Genomic DNA, 16,258 nt, shown 5'->3' on the forward strand with positions numbered 1-16,258 from the left:
CGGCTTCGCCCCTGGCATGAGAGCCGTCCCCCAGATCCCGCTGAAAGCGGGCATTCGCGCATGAGGTCCGCTCGGGTCGCCATGTCCTTCCTGTCGCGCGCGGACGAAACCAGAAGCCGGGAGGGCCGTTAACAAGGAAGAGGCTTTCAGCAGGGAAAAGGACGGCATGACCGGGAATTCGGAGACGAAACCCGCCCACCGGCGCCTTCGGCGCGCAGCGACAAGCCGGCCGGCCGATCATGGCGTTCCCCGGGCCGAAAGCCGCCCGGTTCGACAACAGCCACGAGGTGCAGTGATGGACGTGCAGATCAACAGCGACAATGTGACGGATTTCCGCTCGGACAAGGTCCAGACCGCGGAGGACCAGATCCGGTCGCGGCTGGATCGCTTCTCCAGGCGGCTGACGCGCGTGGAGCTTCATCTTCGGGATCATGACGGCCCGCAGACGAGAACCGCCGATGGCCTCGAGGCGATGCTTGAGGCGCGGCCCGCCGGCGGGCAACCGCTCGCCGTATCCCACAAGGCGCGAGAACCTCTGGAGGCGCTCGGCGGCGCGCTCGCCAAGCTGGTGGCCCGGCTCGACAGCGCGTTCGGCAAGGCGGACCGGGTGCGCGTCGGCCATGAGCGCAGCGCTCCAATGACCTCATGATCCCGCTATGAGTTTGCTGGCCTCCGGGGCGATCCCCGGGGGCCAGAGTCTCCCGTCACATCGCGGTTATCAGCGCGATCATCACAGGAAACCCAGCCTTCCCCGGCCGTCGGTCCCTCCCGAGCCTTATTCCGCCCGAATGCGCACCGGCACGGACTTGGATGCCGGCGTCTTCGAGAGCTGGTCATGATGGGACAGGGCGATCAGCGGGTTCATCTCGGGATAATAGGCTGCCACGCAGCCGTCCGGCAGCGAGAAGGGCGTGACGACCAGGCCGCCGACTTCCCGATGCTCGCCATCCCCGGCATCGCTGACCAGCGCAACGACCTGCCCGGTCTCCAGCCCCGCGCGGGCGATCTCGTCCGGGTTCATCAGCAGCACGTCGCGCGTGCCTTCCACGCCCCGCATCCGGTCGGAATAGCCATAGATGGTGGTGTTGAACTGGTCGTTCGAGCGCAGCGTGATGAGGCGGTAGCGGCCCGGCGCGTCTTCGAAGCCGCACGCGCGGAGCGTGGTGGGCAGGGTGAACTCGGCCTTGCCGCTCTCGGTGGCCCAGATCCGCTCGCGCGCCTTGTTGCCCCGGTAGAAGCCGCCGGGGGTGAACATGCGCTTGCTGAAATCGGCGAACTGGTCGGGATATGTCGCTTCGATCAGGTCGCGGACCTTGCCATAGTCGCCGGTCCATTCGTCCCATCTGACCTTCGGGTTCGTCGGGAGCGTGGCCTTGGCGAGCCCGGCGACGATCGCCAGCTCGGAGAGCAGATGCTCGCTGGCCGGCTTGCGCTTGCCGACCGACCCGTGAATGCAGGAGAGGCTGTCCTCCATCGTCACCGTCTGGGGTCCGCTGGCCTGCATGTCCTCCTCGGAGCGCCCGAGACAGGGCAGGAGATAAGCGACCTCGCCATTGACGAGGTGGCTGCGGTTGAGCCGGGTGGCGATCTGCACCGTGAGGCGCATGCCGGTCCACGCCTTCTCCATCCTGGCGCGTTCGGGGATGGCGCGCACGAAATTGCCGCCCAGCCCGATGAATGCCTTCACCCGGCCCGCGATGATGCCCTCGCACGCCTCGACCGTGTTCATGCCCTTCTCTGTCGGCGGATCGAAGCCGAACAGTTTCTTCAGCGCATCCAGCGGCACCAGCTCGGGCTTTTCGGCAATGCCAACCGTGCGCTGGCCCTGCACGTTGGAATGGCCGCGAACCGGCGAGATGCCGGCGCCTTCCTTGCCGAGATTGCCGCGCAGCATGAGCAGGTTCACCAGCATGCCGATGGTCTGCGAGCCATGGACATGCTGCGTGACGCCCATGCCATAGACGCCGATCACGTTGCGCGCCTCGCAATAGATGTCGCCTGCCGCCGCCAGATCCGCGCGCGAAAGGCCGGATTCCCGCTCGATCTCTTCCCAGCCCGTCTGCTCGACGCACTGGCGGAATCCGTCGAAATCCTGCGTGTGCTGCGCGATGAAATCCACATCGATGAGATGGCGCTGTTCGCTGGCCCATTGCCGGGCTTCCCGCTCGAGCACATGCTTGCACAGGCCCATGATCGCCGCGAGGTCGCCGCCCGGTTTCACCTGGAAATAGAGCTCGGAGATCGGCGTGTCCTTCCCGGTCAGCATTTCCGTGGGGCTCTGGGGATTGCGGAACGCGATCGATCCCCTTTCCCGCACGGGATTGAATGTGACGATCCGGCAGCCCCTCTGCACGGCCTCCTGGAGCGGGTGGAGGAAGCGGGGGCTGTTGGAGCCGGTATTCTGGCCGAAGAAGAAGATCGCGTCGCACAGCTCGAAATCGGAGAGGACGCAGGTGCCGACCGGCGAGCCGATCACTTTCTTGAGCTCGACCGATGTCGTCTCGTGGCACATGTTGGAACTGTCCGGCAGATTGTTGTGGCCATAGAGCCGGGCGAACAGCGCGTAGAGATAAGCGGTCTCCAGGCTAGCGCGCCCGGACGTGTAGAAGATAGTCGACCAGGGATCGAGTGCCTGCAGCTCGGCCCCGATGGCGTCAAAGGCCTCCTGCCAGCTGGTCGGCACATAGCGGTCGCTGGCGCGATCATAGCGCATCGGGTGAGTGAGGCGGCCTTGCTGTTCCAGCGCATGGTCCGTCCAGCCCTGCAGCTCGGAGACGCTATGCTCCGCGAAGAAGTCCGGCGTGCAGCGGCGGCTGGTCGCTTCCCACAGCGTCGCCTTGGCGCCGTTCTCGCAGAATTCGAAGGGATGCGGCTTGGCGGGCTTGCCCCAGGCGCAGGAGACGCACATGAAGCCGCCCGGCTTGTTCTGCCGCCGAAGCGTTTCCAGCACGGCAGGCGAATCCATCTCCTTGCCGAATATCCGCGCGATGCCCTGAAGCGAGCCCCACCCGCCGGCTGGGCCGTCATAACCGACGGTTTCGTCACTGCTGTCGCTCATCCTGCTCCCTCCGTTGCGGCCGAGATCACGGCGGAGGCGCCGCGACCGGAATATGTGGCTGGCGGATATGGGGCTAACGGCCACGCGGGCGCGATGTTCCCGCGCGATTCCGGAAACGTCCGGTCGCTGGCCGGCCCGGCACCCCTCTTGACAGGGCCCCCCATGCGCCGCAGCTTGCTGGCGCCGGGAATGGCCGGCGGAGGGGGATGTTCTGACGGTGCTCTGAAAGCGGCAGCGGCTGACCGCCGTGGCCATCGGGAGGCCCAGCAGCTGACGACTTTATATCGCGCCCTGACAGTGCCATTCCGGACGACGCCTTCCCGGCGAGCCGCGCGGCCATGACCGAGGCGCTCGTCATGAGCTGGCTCGTCCCGGCGCTGATGATGCTCGGCGCAGGGTTGCTGGCCGGTTTCGCGGCGGGCCTTTTCGGGATCGGGGGCGGGTTCGTGGTCGTGCCGGCGCTGTTCGCCGTGCTGCCGCTGCTGGGCGCAGCACAGGACGAGCTGGCGCATGTCGCGGTCGGCACGTCGCTGGCGACGATCGTGGCGACCTCCGCCCGATCGGTGCAGGCCCATGCCCGCAAGGGCGCCGTGGATTTCGACCTGCTGCGCAGCTGGGCGATCTGGATCGTGCTGGGCGTGGGCGCGGGCGTGATGCTGGCGGCGCGGATCAGCAGCGACATGCTGGCGCTCATCTTCGGTGGCGGCGTGATGCTGATGGCGCTGCATTTCCTGTTTCCCGTGCTGGCCCGGCGCCAGATCGCCTCGGAGCTGCCGGGCGGCTATGCGCGGGCGGGCATCGCCGGCGGTCTGGGCGCCTTCTCCTCGCTGCTCGGCATCGGCGGCGGCACCATCGCCATCATCGTGATGACGCTGTGCGGCAAATCCATCCACCGCTCGATCGCGACTGCGGCGGGCATCGGCTTCATCATCGCGCTGCCGGGGATGATCGGCTTCATGCTCATCGGCCTTGGCATGCCGGGCCTTCCCGCAGGCTCCGTGGGCTATGTGAACATTCCCGCGACGCTCGCGATCATCGCGACTTCGGTCATCACGGCGCCGTGGGGCGCGGCGGCGGCGCACCGGCTCAGCCCGGCGATGCTGCGCCAGATTTTCGGCATCTACCTGCTTTGTATCGGCGCACTCATGGTCCGGCATGGCCTGACATGAGCGGGGGCGCTTTCTGGTGAAGAAAGGACTGTGACGATGACATTCGAGCTTTCCCGGCGCCACCTGTTCGGCGCCGCGTCCCTTGGCACGGCAATGGCGCTGGGGGGCGCCCCTTCCATCCTGCGCGCAGCGAGCGCACCGGCCGAGGCCACGCTCTTCGGCCCGGCGCCCGGCGTCGCGCAGCTCTCACGCAACGAAAATCCTTACGGCCCCAGCCCGAAGGCGATCGAGGCGATGATGGCCGCCGCGAGCAGGAGCTGCTATTATTCGGACGTGGGCGTGCGCGTCCTGACCGAGATGATCGCCGAGCGCTTCAACGTGCGGCCCGAGCAGGTCGTGCTGGGCGAGGGCTCGACGGAAGTGCTCAACGCGGCGGCACTGGCGCTCGCGCAGGACGGGCATATCCTCTGCCCGGACCTGTTCTGGGACACGACGGTCAATTATGCGGCGAACCAGGGCGCCCGGGTGGTGCGCGTGCCGCTGAAGGCGGACATGAGCGTCGACCTCGACGGCATGGCCGCGGCGGTCTCGCCGGACACGAAGCTGGTGCAACTGTGCAATCCCAACAATCCGACCGGCATGCTGGTCGACGGTGCGACCATGGCCGCGTTCGTCTCGAAAGTGGGACCGAAGGCGACCGTGCTGGTGGACGAGGCCTATAACGAGCTGGCCGATGCGCCGGAAGCCGCCTCGGTCGCCCATATGGTGAGCGCCGGGGCGAACCTCATCGTATGCCGCACATTCTCCAAGATCTACGGCATGGCCGGCCTGCGTGTCGGCTATGCGATCACCACGCCCGAGCTGGCCGCGAAGATCCGCAGCCACATCATGAGCTTCGGCGGCAATACGATGGGCCTTGCCGCGGCGATCGCGAGCTATAACGACACGGCGTTCATGTCCGCGTCCAAGGCGCAGATCGTGGAAGCGCGCGGCATCATGCAGGAGGCGGCGAAGCGCGCAGGGCTGGAAGTGCTGCCTTCGCAGGCCAATTTCCTGTTCGTGAAGGTCGCGGATGCCGACCGGCTACGCACCGCCATGGCGGACCGCAACATCATGATCCGCGGCGCCTATGGCAAATGGACGCAGTGGTCGCGCGTGTCGACCGGCCGGATCGAGGATGTGAAGCGCTACGCAGCGGCGCTGCCCGAACTCGTGCAGGCCTGATCCCGTGGCCGGGCGCTGGCCCGGCCTGAACCACTCGCGCCTTCGCGCGTTGCCCGGGCATCGCTTCTTCGGACGGAGATGTTGATGACCAGCGGAGCACTACGCGGAGCTGCCGGTTCCCCTTTCCCCGCCGTCGCAGGCCTCGCGCGGTGCGTTCCGGCCATGCCTGCCAGGGAAAGAGAGCCGAGGTGACCGAGCCGCGTGAAGAATTGAGGGACATGGAACTGCTTGTCGATCGCTTGCCCGGCGATCTCGAGCGGGCGGTGCGCGCCGTGCTGTCGCAGGCCTGCGAACGCGACCTCAGGCTGGCGACGGCCGAGAGCTGCACCGGCGGCCTGCTCGCCGCCCTGTTGACCGACGTCGAAGGATGCAGCCACGCTTTCGAGCGCGCGTTCGTGACCTACAGCGAGGAAGCGAAGACGGATATGCTCGGCGTCGACCCGGGGCTGATCGCCGAGACGGGCGCGGTCAGCGCCGCCGTCGCTCGCGCCATGGCCATCGGCGCGCTGGAGCGCAGCCGCGCCGACATCGTGCTCGCGGTGACCGGCTTTGCCGGTGCTGCCGGGCCGGAGGACGAACCCGGGCTCGTGCATTTCGCCTGCGCGCGCCGGGGCCGCGAACCCGTGCTGCGCGAGGCCCATTTCGGCAATCGTGGCCGCAGCGCCATCCGGCTGGAAACCGTGCGGATGGCGATCAGCATGATGCGCGACGCGCTGGATTGAAGGCATCCTGCTGCGAGTCGTTCGCAGGGAACCGCAGCCCCATGCCGTGGCTTCTTGCAGCAGTCCGCACGAAGGAGATGATCCCCATGGCCACTTCGCAATTCACCGATGCCATCGCGCTGCTCAAGGCCGACCATCGCAAGGTCGAAACGCTCTTCGAGGAATTCGAGAAGGCGCGCTCGAGTAATCGCAAGCAGAGCATCGCTCACGAGATCTGCGTCGAACTGAAGGTTCACACGCTGCTCGAGGAGGAAATCTTCTATCCCGCCTTCCGCGGCAAGATCGAGGATGACACGCTCGATGAGGCCTATGTCGAGCATGATGGCGCCAAGCTGCTCATCAACGACATCGAGGCCGGGTCGCCCGAAGACGATTTCTACGACGCCAAGGTCAAGGTGCTCTCCGAGGAGATCAAGCATCACGTCCATGAGGAAGAGATGCAGAGCGAAGGCATGTTCGCCCAGTGTCGCAAGACCGACGTCGATCTCGTGGCGCTCCGCGACCAGATGCTGGCGCTCAAGGAAGAGCTGATGGCCAAGGCCAAGAGCGATGGGCTGCCGCCCGCCCAGCCGCGCGCCGTCAACGTGGTCCCGGCCTGACCGGTGCCGGGGGCAGGGCGGGACTTCCCGCTGCCCCCGGGCAGAGCCTTTCGCTGAAATCACATGTGACCTGAAGCGCGCTTTACCCCAATTCCCTTTGTCATCCCGGACTTGATCCGGGATCCCGCTTCTTCCGGTTTCTGAAGCCAGCTGGTCCCGGCGATCGTCAAGGCAGCTGGGTCCCGGATCGAGTCCGGGATGACGTCGTGAATGAAGAGATATGGCGCGCCGCCATCGCCGGGGACTTTATCCACGCCTGCCTCAGAGGTCCGGCAGGGTCTGCGTCACGAAACCCCAGCCCTGCAATGCCTTGTCCCGCGCCCGGTCCATGAGCGTCTTGGCATCGCTGATGCTGAAGGGGTGCGCGTCCTTCATCTTGTCCAGCTCTTCCCAGCTGATCGGTATCGCCACGGGCGCGCCGGCGCGGGCGCGGGCCGAATAAGGCAGCACCGCCGTGCTGCCGCGCTGGTTGCGCAGCCAGTCGATGAAGATGCGGCCCTTGCGCTTCGCCTTGCTCATCGTCGCCACGAAGCGGTCCGGCTCGGCAAGGCTCAGCGCCTCGGCGAAGCGCTTTGAGAAGTCCTTGTGCGTTTCCCAGTCGTGGCCGGGCGTCAGCGGCACCACCACATGCACGCCCTTGCCGCCGGAGAGCATCGCGAAGCTCACCAGCCCCAGGTCGGAGAGTCGCCGCCTTATGTCCCGCGCGGCGCGCTTCACTTCGTCGAATCCCAGGCCCTCGTCGGGATCGAGATCGAAGATCATCCGGTCGGGCTGCTCCACATCCTCCGCCTTCGCGCCCCAGCCGTGGAACTCAATCGTGCCCATCTGCACGCAGGCGAGGATGCCGTCCGCATCGGTGATGTAGAGATAATCCTCGGTCCCGCCGTCCTTCTCGCGGATCGGGACGTGGGAAACATGGGGGCCGAACGAGCCGCTGTCATGCTTCTGGAAGAAGCAGTGCCGCGCCCGTCCCTGCGGGCAGCGCACGAGGCTGATCGGCCGGCCCGCCGCGAAGGGCAGCATCAGCGGCGCGATCGTGCGGTAATAATCGGCAAGCTCGCCCTTGGTCTGCCCGCTTTCGGGGAAGATGACCCGGTCCGGACTGGAAATGCGGACGTCGCTGCGCGGCTCCGGCGTGTCGGCAGGCGTTTCGGGCGTCACGTCTTTCGCCTCCTTGTCGCTGCGCAGGCCGAGGAAGCTCCCGTGGCGAACGCGCCCTTCCGCCGTGAACTCGGCGAAAGCGATCTCTCCCACCAGCTTCGGGCTCAGCCATTGCGCCCCCCGGGCCTCGGCGCGCGGCACCTCCGCCGGGGCGGTGGCGCGCGCGAGCCTGCCCATCCGCTTCGCCAGATCCTCCATCGTCGCCCGGTCGAATCCGGTGCCGACCTTGCCCTTGTAGACCAGCTTGCCGTCTTCATGCTGCCCGAGCAGCAGCGAGGCGAAGGCGCGGCCGCGCGCCGCGCTCTTCGTCCAGCCCAATATCACGAATTCCTGCCGGCGCGTGCATTTGATCTTGAGCCAGTTGTGCGTCCGCTTGCCGCGATAGGGCGCGTCCACCCGCTTGGCGATGATGCCTTCCTGCCCCGCGCCGCACAAAGTCTCGAAAAGCGCCTCGCCCGCGCCGATGACATGATCGGCGACCTGCAAGGGGGCCGTCGCATGGCGCAGCAGCGCTTCAAGGCGCTCCTTGCGCTCGATGTTGGGCAGGGCTTTCAGGTCCTCGCCGGCAAGGCTGAGCAGATCGAAAGCGAAATAAGCGAGCGTCGCCTCCCGCCCTTCCTTGAGCGCGGCCTGCAAGGCGGAGAAGCTGGGATTGCCATGCCCGTCCAGCGCCACGACTTCGCCGTCGATCAGCGCGGCGGGCAGGTCCAGCGCGGCCAGCGCCTCGGCGATCGGCGGGAATTTCTCGGTCCAGTCGAGGCCGGAGCGCGTGAACAGGCGCACCTGGGTGCCCTTGACCGCCGCCAGCACCCGATAGCCGTCAAATTTGATCTCGTGCATCCACTGGTTGCCGGTGGGCACAGTGTCGACGAGGGTCGCGAGTTGCACGGGCTCGAAGCCGGGGAGCCTGGCGTCCTTGCTCTTGCGGCGGGCGGGCCCCCGGGCGGATTGGCGATTATGCGCCGCCGCATCGGCCATTACGGCATTGAACGCCTTGCCCCGCTTCCCGGCCAGGGAGCGCACGCCTTCGCGATCGGCAGCGATTTCCGCCATCGTGCGGCCGGTGAGCACGCTGGTCAGTTCGCGCTCGACCAGAATGTCCCCGGTGCCGGCTTCGGCATCGTCGATCTTGCGCAGCAGCCAGTTCTCGCGCTTCTCGCCCGGGCGGGGCTTCATGCGGACCAGCAGCCATTCGCCCTTCATGCGCTCGCCCTGGAGCTGGAAATGGAGATGGCCCTTCTCGATGTCCTTCGCGCTCTTGCCCTTGATCGGCGCCCAGACGCCCTGATCCCAGAGCATCACCGTGCCGCCGCCATATTCCCCCTCGGGAATGCCACCCTCGAACTGCGCGTAGGAAAGCGGATGGTCCTCGGTGCGCACGGCGAGCCGCTTGTCATGGGGGTCGAGGCTGGGCCCCTTCGTTACGGCCCAGCTCTTGAGCACGCCACCCATCTCGAGGCGGAAGTCCCAGTGCAGGCGCGTCGCGTCGTGCTTCTGCACCACGAAGAGATTGCCGCCCTCGCTGCGCCGGGCCTCGCCGGCCGGCTCCGGCGTCTTCCCGAAGTCGCGCTTCGCATTATAGGCGGCGAGCGGATCGGTCCGCGCCATCACTCGGCGTCCGTTCCGGAGCCGCGCTCGCGGTGCTTGAGCCAGCGCTCCTCGGCCACGCCGAGCACGGTGAGCATGACGACCGCCACCAGCGCGGCCACCAGCACCAGCGGCCATTGCCCGGCGCCGCAGGCGATGCCGATGATCGCCGCCAGCCAGATGTGCACCGCGGTGGTGAGATTGCGCACCTCGCCCTTGCTGACCACGATGAGGCCCGCCGCGATGATGCCGACGAACGTGCCGGTCCCCTCGAAGATGCGCAGCGGGTCCATCCGCGTCCCCTCGGTGGCGAGCTGGTGATAGAGGGCAATGGCCGAGACGGTCATGACAGCGGCAGTGAAGCACACGATGCCGTGCGTGCGCAGCCCCGCGCTATGGCCTTTCAGCTCCCTGTCGAGCCCAAGCAGCAAGCCCAGCACCGCCGCCAGGCCCAGTCGGAACACCACGTCGGTGTCGATCCAGTGCAGCGGGACGGCGGGATTGAGGACCATGTCAGGCGCTCTTGCGACGCCTTGCCGGCGCGGCGGCGCGCTTGGTGCCACCGGACGAGGCCTTGCCGGAGCCCGACTTGGCTGATGCTGACTTCGCGCTTCGGGAGGCGGTGCTTTCCTTCGTGCCGGAGGAGGACCGCTCCGGCGTGCGGCCGCCGCTGCCGACCGACTTCTTCAGCGCGGCCATGAGGTCGATCACATTGCCGCCGCCCTGCTGGCCGGGCTCCTCGACATCCTCGAGAATGCGCTTGCCGCCCTTGGCCTTGCGCTTCTTCTCGATCAGGCGCTCCAGCGCATCGATGTAGCGATCGTGGAATTCCGCCGGCTTGAACGGCGCGGATTTCTTCTCGATGAGCGTGACGGCAAGGTCGAGCAGGTCCTCCTGCGGCGTCGCCTCGCCGATCTCGCGGAAATAGCCCTGCGCCTTGTGGACTTCGTCAGCATAACGCAGCACTTCCATCACCATGCCGCGTCCGCAGGGCTTGATGGAGACGAGGCGTTCGCGCCCGCGCACGGAAAGCTGGCCGAGCCCGACGCGTCTGGTCTGCCGCAGCGCGTCGCGCAGCACGACATAGGCTTCCTCCGCCAGGTCGTCGGCCGGCACGATGAAATAGGGCTTCTCATAATAGAGGACGTCGATTTCGCTCGCCTCGACGAACTGCACCAGCTCCAGCGTCTTGCGGCTCTCGATCCTGACCGCTTCGATCTCGTCCTCGTCGAGCAGCACATAGCTGCCCTTGGAGACTTCGAAGCCCTTCATGATCTCGTCGCGATCGACCGGCCCGACGCCGGGCGCGACCTTTTCGTAGCGAATGCGCTTGCCGCTCGGCTCGTGGATCTGGTGGAAGCTGATCGCCGCGCCGGATCGCGTGGCGGGATAGACCTCGACGGGGATCGAAACGAGGGCGAGCTTGATCTGCCCCTGCCAATATGCGCGTGCCACCATGGAAACCTCCAGACCAGAAAGCCGTCCGGGCCCTGTTGGTTCCCGCGCGCGGCAGGCGCGGCGTGGGGGCGTGTGCGGAGGGCGGGCGCAGGACCGCTCCCCCGCGCCTATTGCCAATCCGGCCATCCCGGACTAGTCGCTGCAACTCACTATCAATAGCGAACACTGAAGGTCCGTGAGCAGGCAATCCATCCGTGTCTGGTATCTCGTCCACAAATGGACGAGTCTCGTCTGCACGGCGTTTCTCCTGATGCTGTGCGTCACCGGCCTGCCGTTGATCTTCCACGACGAGATCGACGCGCTGACCGAGGACCAGTCCGCGATGGAGACGGCCGGTCCGGCCTCCTCCGGCGAGGGCCCCGGCCTGCAGCCGCTCGACGCCATGCTGGGCAAGGCGCTCGCCGCGCGGCCGGGGGAAGTCCCGGTCTTCATGGCCTTCGACAACGAATCCCCGATCCTGACCGTGACCACGGCGCCGCGCCCGGATTCGCCGGCGGCGGACATGACCATCCAGCTGTTCAACCGCACCACCGGCGCGGCGGTGGGGCAAGTGCGGGACGAAGGCGTCATGCACTTCATCCTCCAGCTCCATACGGACATGTTCCTCGGCCTGCCGGGCATGTTGTTCCTGGGAGCGATGGGCGTGCTGTTCCTCGCCGCGATCGTCTCGGGCGTGGTGCTTTACGCGCCTTTCATGCGCAAGCTGCCGTTCGGCACGCTCCGGGTCTCGCGGAGCCGGCGCCTCAAATGGCTCGATTATCACAATCTGCTCGGCATCGTCGCGCTGGCCTGGATGACCGTGGTGGGCGCCACCGGCGTCATCAACGCGCTGGCGACGCCGATCATCCAAGTCTGGCAGATGGGCGAGCTGGCGGAAATGACCCGGGCCTATGCCGGGCGCGAGGCACTGCCCCCCTCGCGCTATGGCTCGCTGGACAAGGCGATGGCCGCGGCGCGTCAGGCGATCCCCGGCAACAATCCGCAGTTCATCGCCTTTCCCGGCGGTTCCTTCAGCAGCCGGCATCATTATGCCGTGTTCTTCCAGGGGGCCACGCCGCTCACCGAGCGCGCCCTCACGCCGGCGCTCATCGATGCCGAGACCGGCGCCCTGACCGATGTGCGGCCCATGCCCTGGTATGTGCTGGCGCTCACTTATTCGCAGCCGCTGCACTTCGGCGATTATGGCGGCCTGCCGCTCAAGATGCTGTGGGCCGCGCTCACCCTGTTCACGATCGTCGTGCTTGGCTCCGGCCTGTATCTCTGGCTCGGCAAGCGCCGCTCTTCGCTCGACGCGCGCCTGCGCGAAGTCGAGTCCGGCGGGCGGCTGGCCCCCGCGGAATGAAGGGCAAGCTGCCGATGATGGCGATCTTCGCCGTGCCGACCGCGCTGGCGGCGCTCAGCCTTGTCGGGCTGGTGAGCGCGCTTACGGGCGATGGACTGCGCGACGCGATTTCCTGGGCGACTCTCGCCATGCCGCTCGCGGCTGTTTTCTGGGCGATGAGAGCCCGCCGATCCTGATTTGAGATGATGCGCGTGCGTGCGCGCAGGGAGATACAATCATGAATGCGTTCCGTTTCCCGACCCTGCTTCGCCTGACCGCCGCCATGCCGGCGCTGGTCCTTGGCGTGCCTGCGCTCGCGCAGGCGCCAGCGGACGATCCACAGGACATCATCATCACCGCGCAGCGCGCGAACGAGACGCAGGTGCGCGCCGGTGGCAGCGTCGGCGTGCTGGGCGACAAGGCGGCGGAAGACGTGCCGTTCAGCATCCGGGGCTACAATGCCGCGCTCATTCTCAACCAGCAGCCGCAGACGCTGGGGCAGGTGCTGGAAAATGATCCGACGATCCGCACCACTTACGGGTTCGGCAATGCCGCCGAGCAGTTCGTGATTCGCGGCTATCCGCTCTATGGCGACGATGTCGGGCTGGACGGGCTCTATGGCATCGCGCCGCGCCAGCTCGTCGCGCCGGAACTCTATGAATCGGTGCAGGTCTTGAATGGCGCCAGTGCCTTCCTGAATGGCGCGGCGCCCGGCGGAACGGGCATCGGCGGCAGCGTCAACCTCATCCTCAAGCGGGCGGACCGCGCGCTCAATCGCGCCACGCTCAATTATGCGTCGGGCGAGCATTTCGGCGGCTCGGTGGATCTGGCGCGCCGCTTCGGCAGCGGCGAGGCGTTCGGGCTCCGGCTGAACGGCGTCGCGCGGCGCGGCGATGTCGGCGTCGATGACGAGTTCCGCAGCACTTATGCGGTGGGCGGCGCGTTCGATTATGATGGCGGGCCGCTGCGGCTCTCGCTCGATCTCGCCTATAATCGCGTCCATGTACGCGGGCTGCGGCCCAAGGTCACGGTCGGCAGCGCCGAGATCCCCGTCGTCCCGGACGCCGCGCATAATTATGCGCAGCCCTGGACCTACACCACGATGCGGGACATCTTCGGCATCGCCCGGCTGGAATATGACCTGGCCGACAATGCTTTGTTCTATGCCTCCTTCGGCGCGCGCGATGGCATGGAGGACGGGATCTACGGCGGCATCACCGTGACGGATGCGCAGACGGGCGCCGCGACCGGCAATGCGCTCTACGTCCCGCGGACGGACAATAACGAGGCGGCGCAGGCGGGCGTGCGGATCGACCTGGCGGCGGGCGGCGTCACGCAGCAGTTCAACATCGGCGGATCGGCGGTCTGGCAAGTCAACCGCAATGGCTATGACTTCCTCTACGGGCCCGGCTTCGCGGGCTTCGCCACCAATCTCTACGTAACGCCGGAAGTTCCGATCCCCGCCTCGGCGCTCGTCGGCGGCGATCTGGACAATCCTTTCCCGATCAGCCGCTCGAACCTGTTCAGCGTCTTCGCGTCGGACACGATCGGCCTGTGGCAGGACCGCATTCTCCTGACGGTGGGCGGGCGCATCCAGAACATGCGCTTCCGCAGCTATTCCTATGCCGATGGCGCGCTGGCCTCGGATTATGAGAGCAGCGCCATCACCCCGGTGGTCGGACTGGTGCTCAAGCCCGTCGCGGGCGTCTCGTTCTTCGCCAATCGCATCGAAAATCTGGCGCAGGGGCCGACCGCGCCGCTGTCCGGCTTCTATCCCGGCCTCGGCACGCTGCCGGTGAGCAACGCTGGCGAGATTTTCGCGCCCTATCGCGCGGTGCAATATGAAGTCGGCGGCAAGGTCTCGCTGGGCGGCATCGATGCGAGCCTCGCGCTGTACCAGACCGAGCTGCCCGTCGGCCAGGTGGGGCCGGACGCAGACAATCCGGGTTTCCTGCGCTTCGACCTGTTCGGCGAGCAGCGCAATCGCGGCATCGAGTTCACTATCGACGGCGAGGTGGCGCGCGGCCTTCGCGTCATCGCGGGTGGGTCCGTGATCGAGGCCGAGCTGCGCGATACGCCCGGTGGCGTGCAGGACGGCAACAAGGCGCAGGGCATTCCCGATTACATGCTCAACGCCAATGTCGAATGGGATGTCCCGTTCCTGCCCGCGCTCACGCTGACCGGCCGCGTGGTCCACACCGGCAAGCAGTGGTTGAGCACCGCCAACACCCAGCGCCTGCCCGAGTGGACGCGCTTCGATCTCGGTATGCGCTATGTGGCAGTGGTAGGGGACAAGCCGCTCACCTTGCGCTTCAATGTCGATAACGTCGCCAATGAGCGCTACTGGGCCTCGGCCTTCGATGCATTCAACCAGACCTTGCTGCAGGGTGCCCCGCGCACCTTCAAGGCATCGGCTTCGATCGACTTCTGAGGGCAGCGAGTGAAGGGAGGCGAGGACGCCTCCCTCGTGGGCGGGGCGCCGGCGCAACGCGATTCGTGGCGCCGAACTTGCGATTCGTTATCATTATCATTATTGCCGATTCGGCGGCCAAGGGGCCGATGCGCATGCCGGGGCGGGGTTTTTCACCAGCGGCACCCTGCGTATTCGGCCGGCGAGGAGAAGGAGCCCGGCATGTATGATTTCATCGACCGCCCGATCGCCAGGCTGGATGGCGGCGCTGCTCTTCTGCTCGCCGCGATGCGCCTGTGGGTGCGGGCTGCGGAGGAAAAGCGCTGCCCGTGCCGCGATGTCGCCGGGGCGTTTCGCGCCCGGGAACATATCGCCGCTCTCCCTCATTTCCATGTGACGATGGCCATGCTCAACCGGGACGCGACCGAAAGTCTCGGGTTCGGGTCTGTTGACTATCCGCTGGTGAGCGAGCATGAGGCGCTGATCCTCAGCATGGTCGGCTCTGTGGTCAGTCGGCCGGCGGATGAAGCGTGCGCGACTATGGCGCTGATCATGGCACCGGACGCGGTGAAGCCGCTGTTCATCGCCATGTCGGCCCTGGCGCGGTCGCTTGCGAAGGGCGGCCTGTTGCCGGTCGCGCCTGTCTCTGATCCTGATTGTGCGAGATTTTCCGAATGAACGACATGGCCCACCAGGGTTTCGAACTCGAACCGACCAAGGCGCTCAGCGTGGAGAAAGTGCTCTGGGTGCGGCACTGGAACGAGCATCTGTTCAGCTTCGCGGTGACGCGCCCGGCGAGCTTCCGTTTCCGCTCCGGCGAATTCGTGATGCTGGGCCTGCAGGTGGAGGGCAAGCCGCTGCTGCGCGCTTATTCCATCGCCAGCGCCGCTTATGCCGAGGAGCTGGAGTTCCTCTCCATCAAGGTGCCGGACGGCCCGCTCACCTCGCGCCTGTGCAACATCAAGGAAGGCGACCAGCTCTATCTCGGCCGCAAGCCGACCGGAACGCTGGTGGCCGATGCGCTCAAGCCGGGCAGCCGGCTGTTCCTGCTCTCGACCGGCACGGGCCTCGCGCCGTTCCTTAGCCTGGTGCGCGATCCGGACATCTATGACTGTTTCGGCCAGGTGATCCTGGTCCATTCCGTCCGGCGCGTCGCTGATCTTGCTTATCGCGAGGAGCTGGAGAGCCAGCTTGCCGACGATCCGCTGGTGCAGGATCAGGCGCTGCTGCAATTCCATTATGTGCCGACCGTGACGCGCGAGCCGTTCCGCACCAGCGGCCGGATCGGCACGCTCATCGAGGACGGCACGATGTTCCAGGGCGTCAGCGGCCCGGCGAAGCTCGATCCGGAGACGGATCGCGTCATGCTCTGCGGCTCCATGGCGATGATCCGCGAGCTGGCGGCCCAGCTTGAGGAATGGGGCTTCGAGGAAGGTTCGAATGCCAAGCCCGGCGACTATGTGATCGAGCGGGCTTTCGTCGACTGAGCTCTTCTGGTGGGGTCCCGGGGGTGCGAAGGGGGCCCCCCGGGGAGAAGGGCACGAGAGACGCGACACGGAAAAGGGCGGCCATGGAGCCGCCCTTTTTTCGTCCGCCGTCCATTCATTCC

General features: G+C 66.7%; 14 protein-coding genes. 10 read left to right on the plus strand and 4 right to left on the minus strand.

What is annotated here, in order from left to right:
* Positions 1–295 precede the first annotated feature (295 nt).
* A complete protein-coding gene (locus tag HNP60_RS01940) occupies positions 296–649 on the plus strand; it encodes a hypothetical protein (RefSeq protein WP_184149535.1) in 354 nt (117 codons plus the stop codon).
* Positions 650–775: 126 nt separating this feature from the next.
* On the opposite strand, the gene HNP60_RS01945 is transcribed toward HNP60_RS01940, so the two are convergent.
* Positions 776–3,058, minus strand: a complete 2,283-nt coding sequence (locus HNP60_RS01945; RefSeq protein WP_184149538.1) for an FdhF/YdeP family oxidoreductase — start codon at positions 3,056–3,058, stop codon at positions 776–778.
* A 338-nt stretch (positions 3,059–3,396) separates the two neighbouring features.
* Here HNP60_RS01945 and HNP60_RS01950 point away from each other — a divergent pair, with 338 nt between their 5' ends.
* The 4 genes from HNP60_RS01950 to HNP60_RS01965 all read left to right on the plus strand — a co-directional run bounded on the left by HNP60_RS01950 (position 3,397) and on the right by HNP60_RS01965 (position 6,712).
* Positions 3,397–4,227, plus strand: coding sequence for a sulfite exporter TauE/SafE family protein (locus HNP60_RS01950; protein ID WP_184051263.1), 831 nt, complete (start codon positions 3,397–3,399; stop codon positions 4,225–4,227).
* A 36-nt stretch (positions 4,228–4,263) separates the two neighbouring features.
* On the plus strand, positions 4,264–5,391 hold the full coding sequence (locus tag HNP60_RS01955) for a pyridoxal phosphate-dependent aminotransferase (RefSeq protein ID WP_184149541.1): 1,128 nt from the start codon (positions 4,264–4,266) through the stop codon (positions 5,389–5,391).
* A gap of 218 nt (positions 5,392–5,609) precedes the next feature.
* On the plus strand, positions 5,610–6,113 hold the full coding sequence (locus tag HNP60_RS01960) for a CinA family protein (protein WP_184156825.1): 504 nt from the start codon (positions 5,610–5,612) through the stop codon (positions 6,111–6,113).
* A gap of 86 nt (positions 6,114–6,199) precedes the next feature.
* Positions 6,200–6,712 (plus strand): hemerythrin domain-containing protein, encoded by a 513-nt coding sequence (locus tag HNP60_RS01965; protein ID WP_184149560.1) that lies wholly within the window; start codon positions 6,200–6,202, stop codon positions 6,710–6,712.
* A 261-nt stretch (positions 6,713–6,973) separates the two neighbouring features.
* Here HNP60_RS01965 and ligD read toward each other — a convergent pair whose 3' ends face one another.
* The 3 genes from ligD to ku are packed head-to-tail and all read right to left on the minus strand — an operon-like array spanning position 6,974 to position 10,918.
* On the minus strand, positions 6,974–9,481 hold the full coding sequence (gene ligD / locus HNP60_RS01970) for a DNA ligase D (protein WP_184149563.1): 2,508 nt from the start codon (positions 9,479–9,481) through the stop codon (positions 6,974–6,976).
* The gene (locus HNP60_RS01975) at positions 9,481–9,972 is read right to left on the minus strand and encodes an MgtC/SapB family protein (RefSeq protein ID WP_184149566.1); all 492 of its coding nucleotides are present in this window, start codon (positions 9,970–9,972) and stop codon (positions 9,481–9,483) included. Before HNP60_RS01975 ends, ligD begins: the two co-directional genes overlap by 1 nt.
* A 1-nt stretch (position 9,973) precedes the next feature.
* Positions 9,974–10,918 carry a non-homologous end joining protein Ku gene (ku, locus tag HNP60_RS01980; protein ID WP_184149569.1) on the minus strand — a complete coding sequence of 315 codons (945 nt, stop codon included), beginning with the start codon at positions 10,916–10,918 and terminating at the stop codon, positions 9,974–9,976.
* A gap of 175 nt (positions 10,919–11,093) precedes the next feature.
* Here ku and HNP60_RS01985 point away from each other — a divergent pair, with 175 nt between their 5' ends.
* The 5 genes from HNP60_RS01985 to HNP60_RS02005 all read left to right on the plus strand — a co-directional run bounded on the left by HNP60_RS01985 (position 11,094) and on the right by HNP60_RS02005 (position 16,136).
* Positions 11,094–12,260: a PepSY domain-containing protein gene (locus HNP60_RS01985; protein WP_184149572.1), complete on the plus strand. Its 1,167-nt coding sequence runs from the start codon at positions 11,094–11,096 to the stop codon at positions 12,258–12,260.
* Entirely contained in the window at positions 12,257–12,436 is a 180-nt protein-coding gene (locus HNP60_RS01990; protein WP_184149574.1) for a hypothetical protein, read from the plus strand. Before HNP60_RS01985 ends, HNP60_RS01990 begins: the two co-directional genes overlap by 4 nt.
* Before the next feature lie 41 nt (positions 12,437–12,477).
* Positions 12,478–14,670, plus strand: coding sequence for a TonB-dependent receptor (locus tag HNP60_RS01995; protein ID WP_184149575.1), 2,193 nt, complete (start codon positions 12,478–12,480; stop codon positions 14,668–14,670).
* Positions 14,671–14,871: 201 nt separating this feature from the next.
* Positions 14,872–15,327, plus strand: coding sequence for a hypothetical protein (locus tag HNP60_RS02000; RefSeq protein WP_184149577.1), 456 nt, complete (start codon positions 14,872–14,874; stop codon positions 15,325–15,327).
* Positions 15,324–16,136 carry a ferredoxin--NADP reductase gene (locus HNP60_RS02005; protein WP_014074763.1) on the plus strand — a complete coding sequence of 271 codons (813 nt, stop codon included), beginning with the start codon at positions 15,324–15,326 and terminating at the stop codon, positions 16,134–16,136. Before HNP60_RS02000 ends, HNP60_RS02005 begins: the two co-directional genes overlap by 4 nt.
* Positions 16,137–16,258: the final 122 nt, after the last annotated feature.

It is taken from the genome of Sphingobium lignivorans (genome assembly GCF_014203955.1).
GTDB classification, from domain to species: Bacteria; Pseudomonadota; Alphaproteobacteria; order Sphingomonadales; family Sphingomonadaceae; genus Sphingobium; species Sphingobium lignivorans.

Excerpts from the sequence above, each read along its gene's own strand:
- HNP60_RS02000 (WP_184149577.1), top strand. The coding sequence starts at position 14,872 with ATGTATGATTTCATCGACCGCCCGATCGCCAGGCTGGATGGCGGCGCT.
- HNP60_RS01990 (WP_184149574.1), top strand. The coding sequence starts at position 12,257 with ATGAAGGGCAAGCTGCCGATGATGGCGATCTTCGCCGTGCCGACCGCG.
- HNP60_RS01950 (WP_184051263.1), top strand. The coding sequence starts at position 3,397 with ATGACCGAGGCGCTCGTCATGAGCTGGCTCGTCCCGGCGCTGATGATG.
- HNP60_RS01960 (WP_184156825.1), top strand. The coding sequence starts at position 5,610 with ATGGAACTGCTTGTCGATCGCTTGCCCGGCGATCTCGAGCGGGCGGTG.
- HNP60_RS02005 (WP_014074763.1), top strand. The coding sequence starts at position 15,324 with ATGAACGACATGGCCCACCAGGGTTTCGAACTCGAACCGACCAAGGCG.
- HNP60_RS01940 (WP_184149535.1), top strand. The coding sequence starts at position 296 with ATGGACGTGCAGATCAACAGCGACAATGTGACGGATTTCCGCTCGGAC.
- ku (WP_184149569.1), bottom strand. The coding sequence starts at position 10,918 with ATGGTGGCACGCGCATATTGGCAGGGGCAGATCAAGCTCGCCCTCGTT.
- HNP60_RS01955 (WP_184149541.1), top strand. The coding sequence starts at position 4,264 with ATGACATTCGAGCTTTCCCGGCGCCACCTGTTCGGCGCCGCGTCCCTT.
- HNP60_RS01965 (WP_184149560.1), top strand. The coding sequence starts at position 6,200 with ATGGCCACTTCGCAATTCACCGATGCCATCGCGCTGCTCAAGGCCGAC.
- HNP60_RS01945 (WP_184149538.1), bottom strand. The coding sequence starts at position 3,058 with ATGAGCGACAGCAGTGACGAAACCGTCGGTTATGACGGCCCAGCCGGC.
- ligD (WP_184149563.1), bottom strand. The coding sequence starts at position 9,481 with ATGGCGCGGACCGATCCGCTCGCCGCCTATAATGCGAAGCGCGACTTC.
- HNP60_RS01995 (WP_184149575.1), top strand. The coding sequence starts at position 12,478 with ATGAATGCGTTCCGTTTCCCGACCCTGCTTCGCCTGACCGCCGCCATG.
- HNP60_RS01975 (WP_184149566.1), bottom strand. The coding sequence starts at position 9,972 with ATGGTCCTCAATCCCGCCGTCCCGCTGCACTGGATCGACACCGACGTG.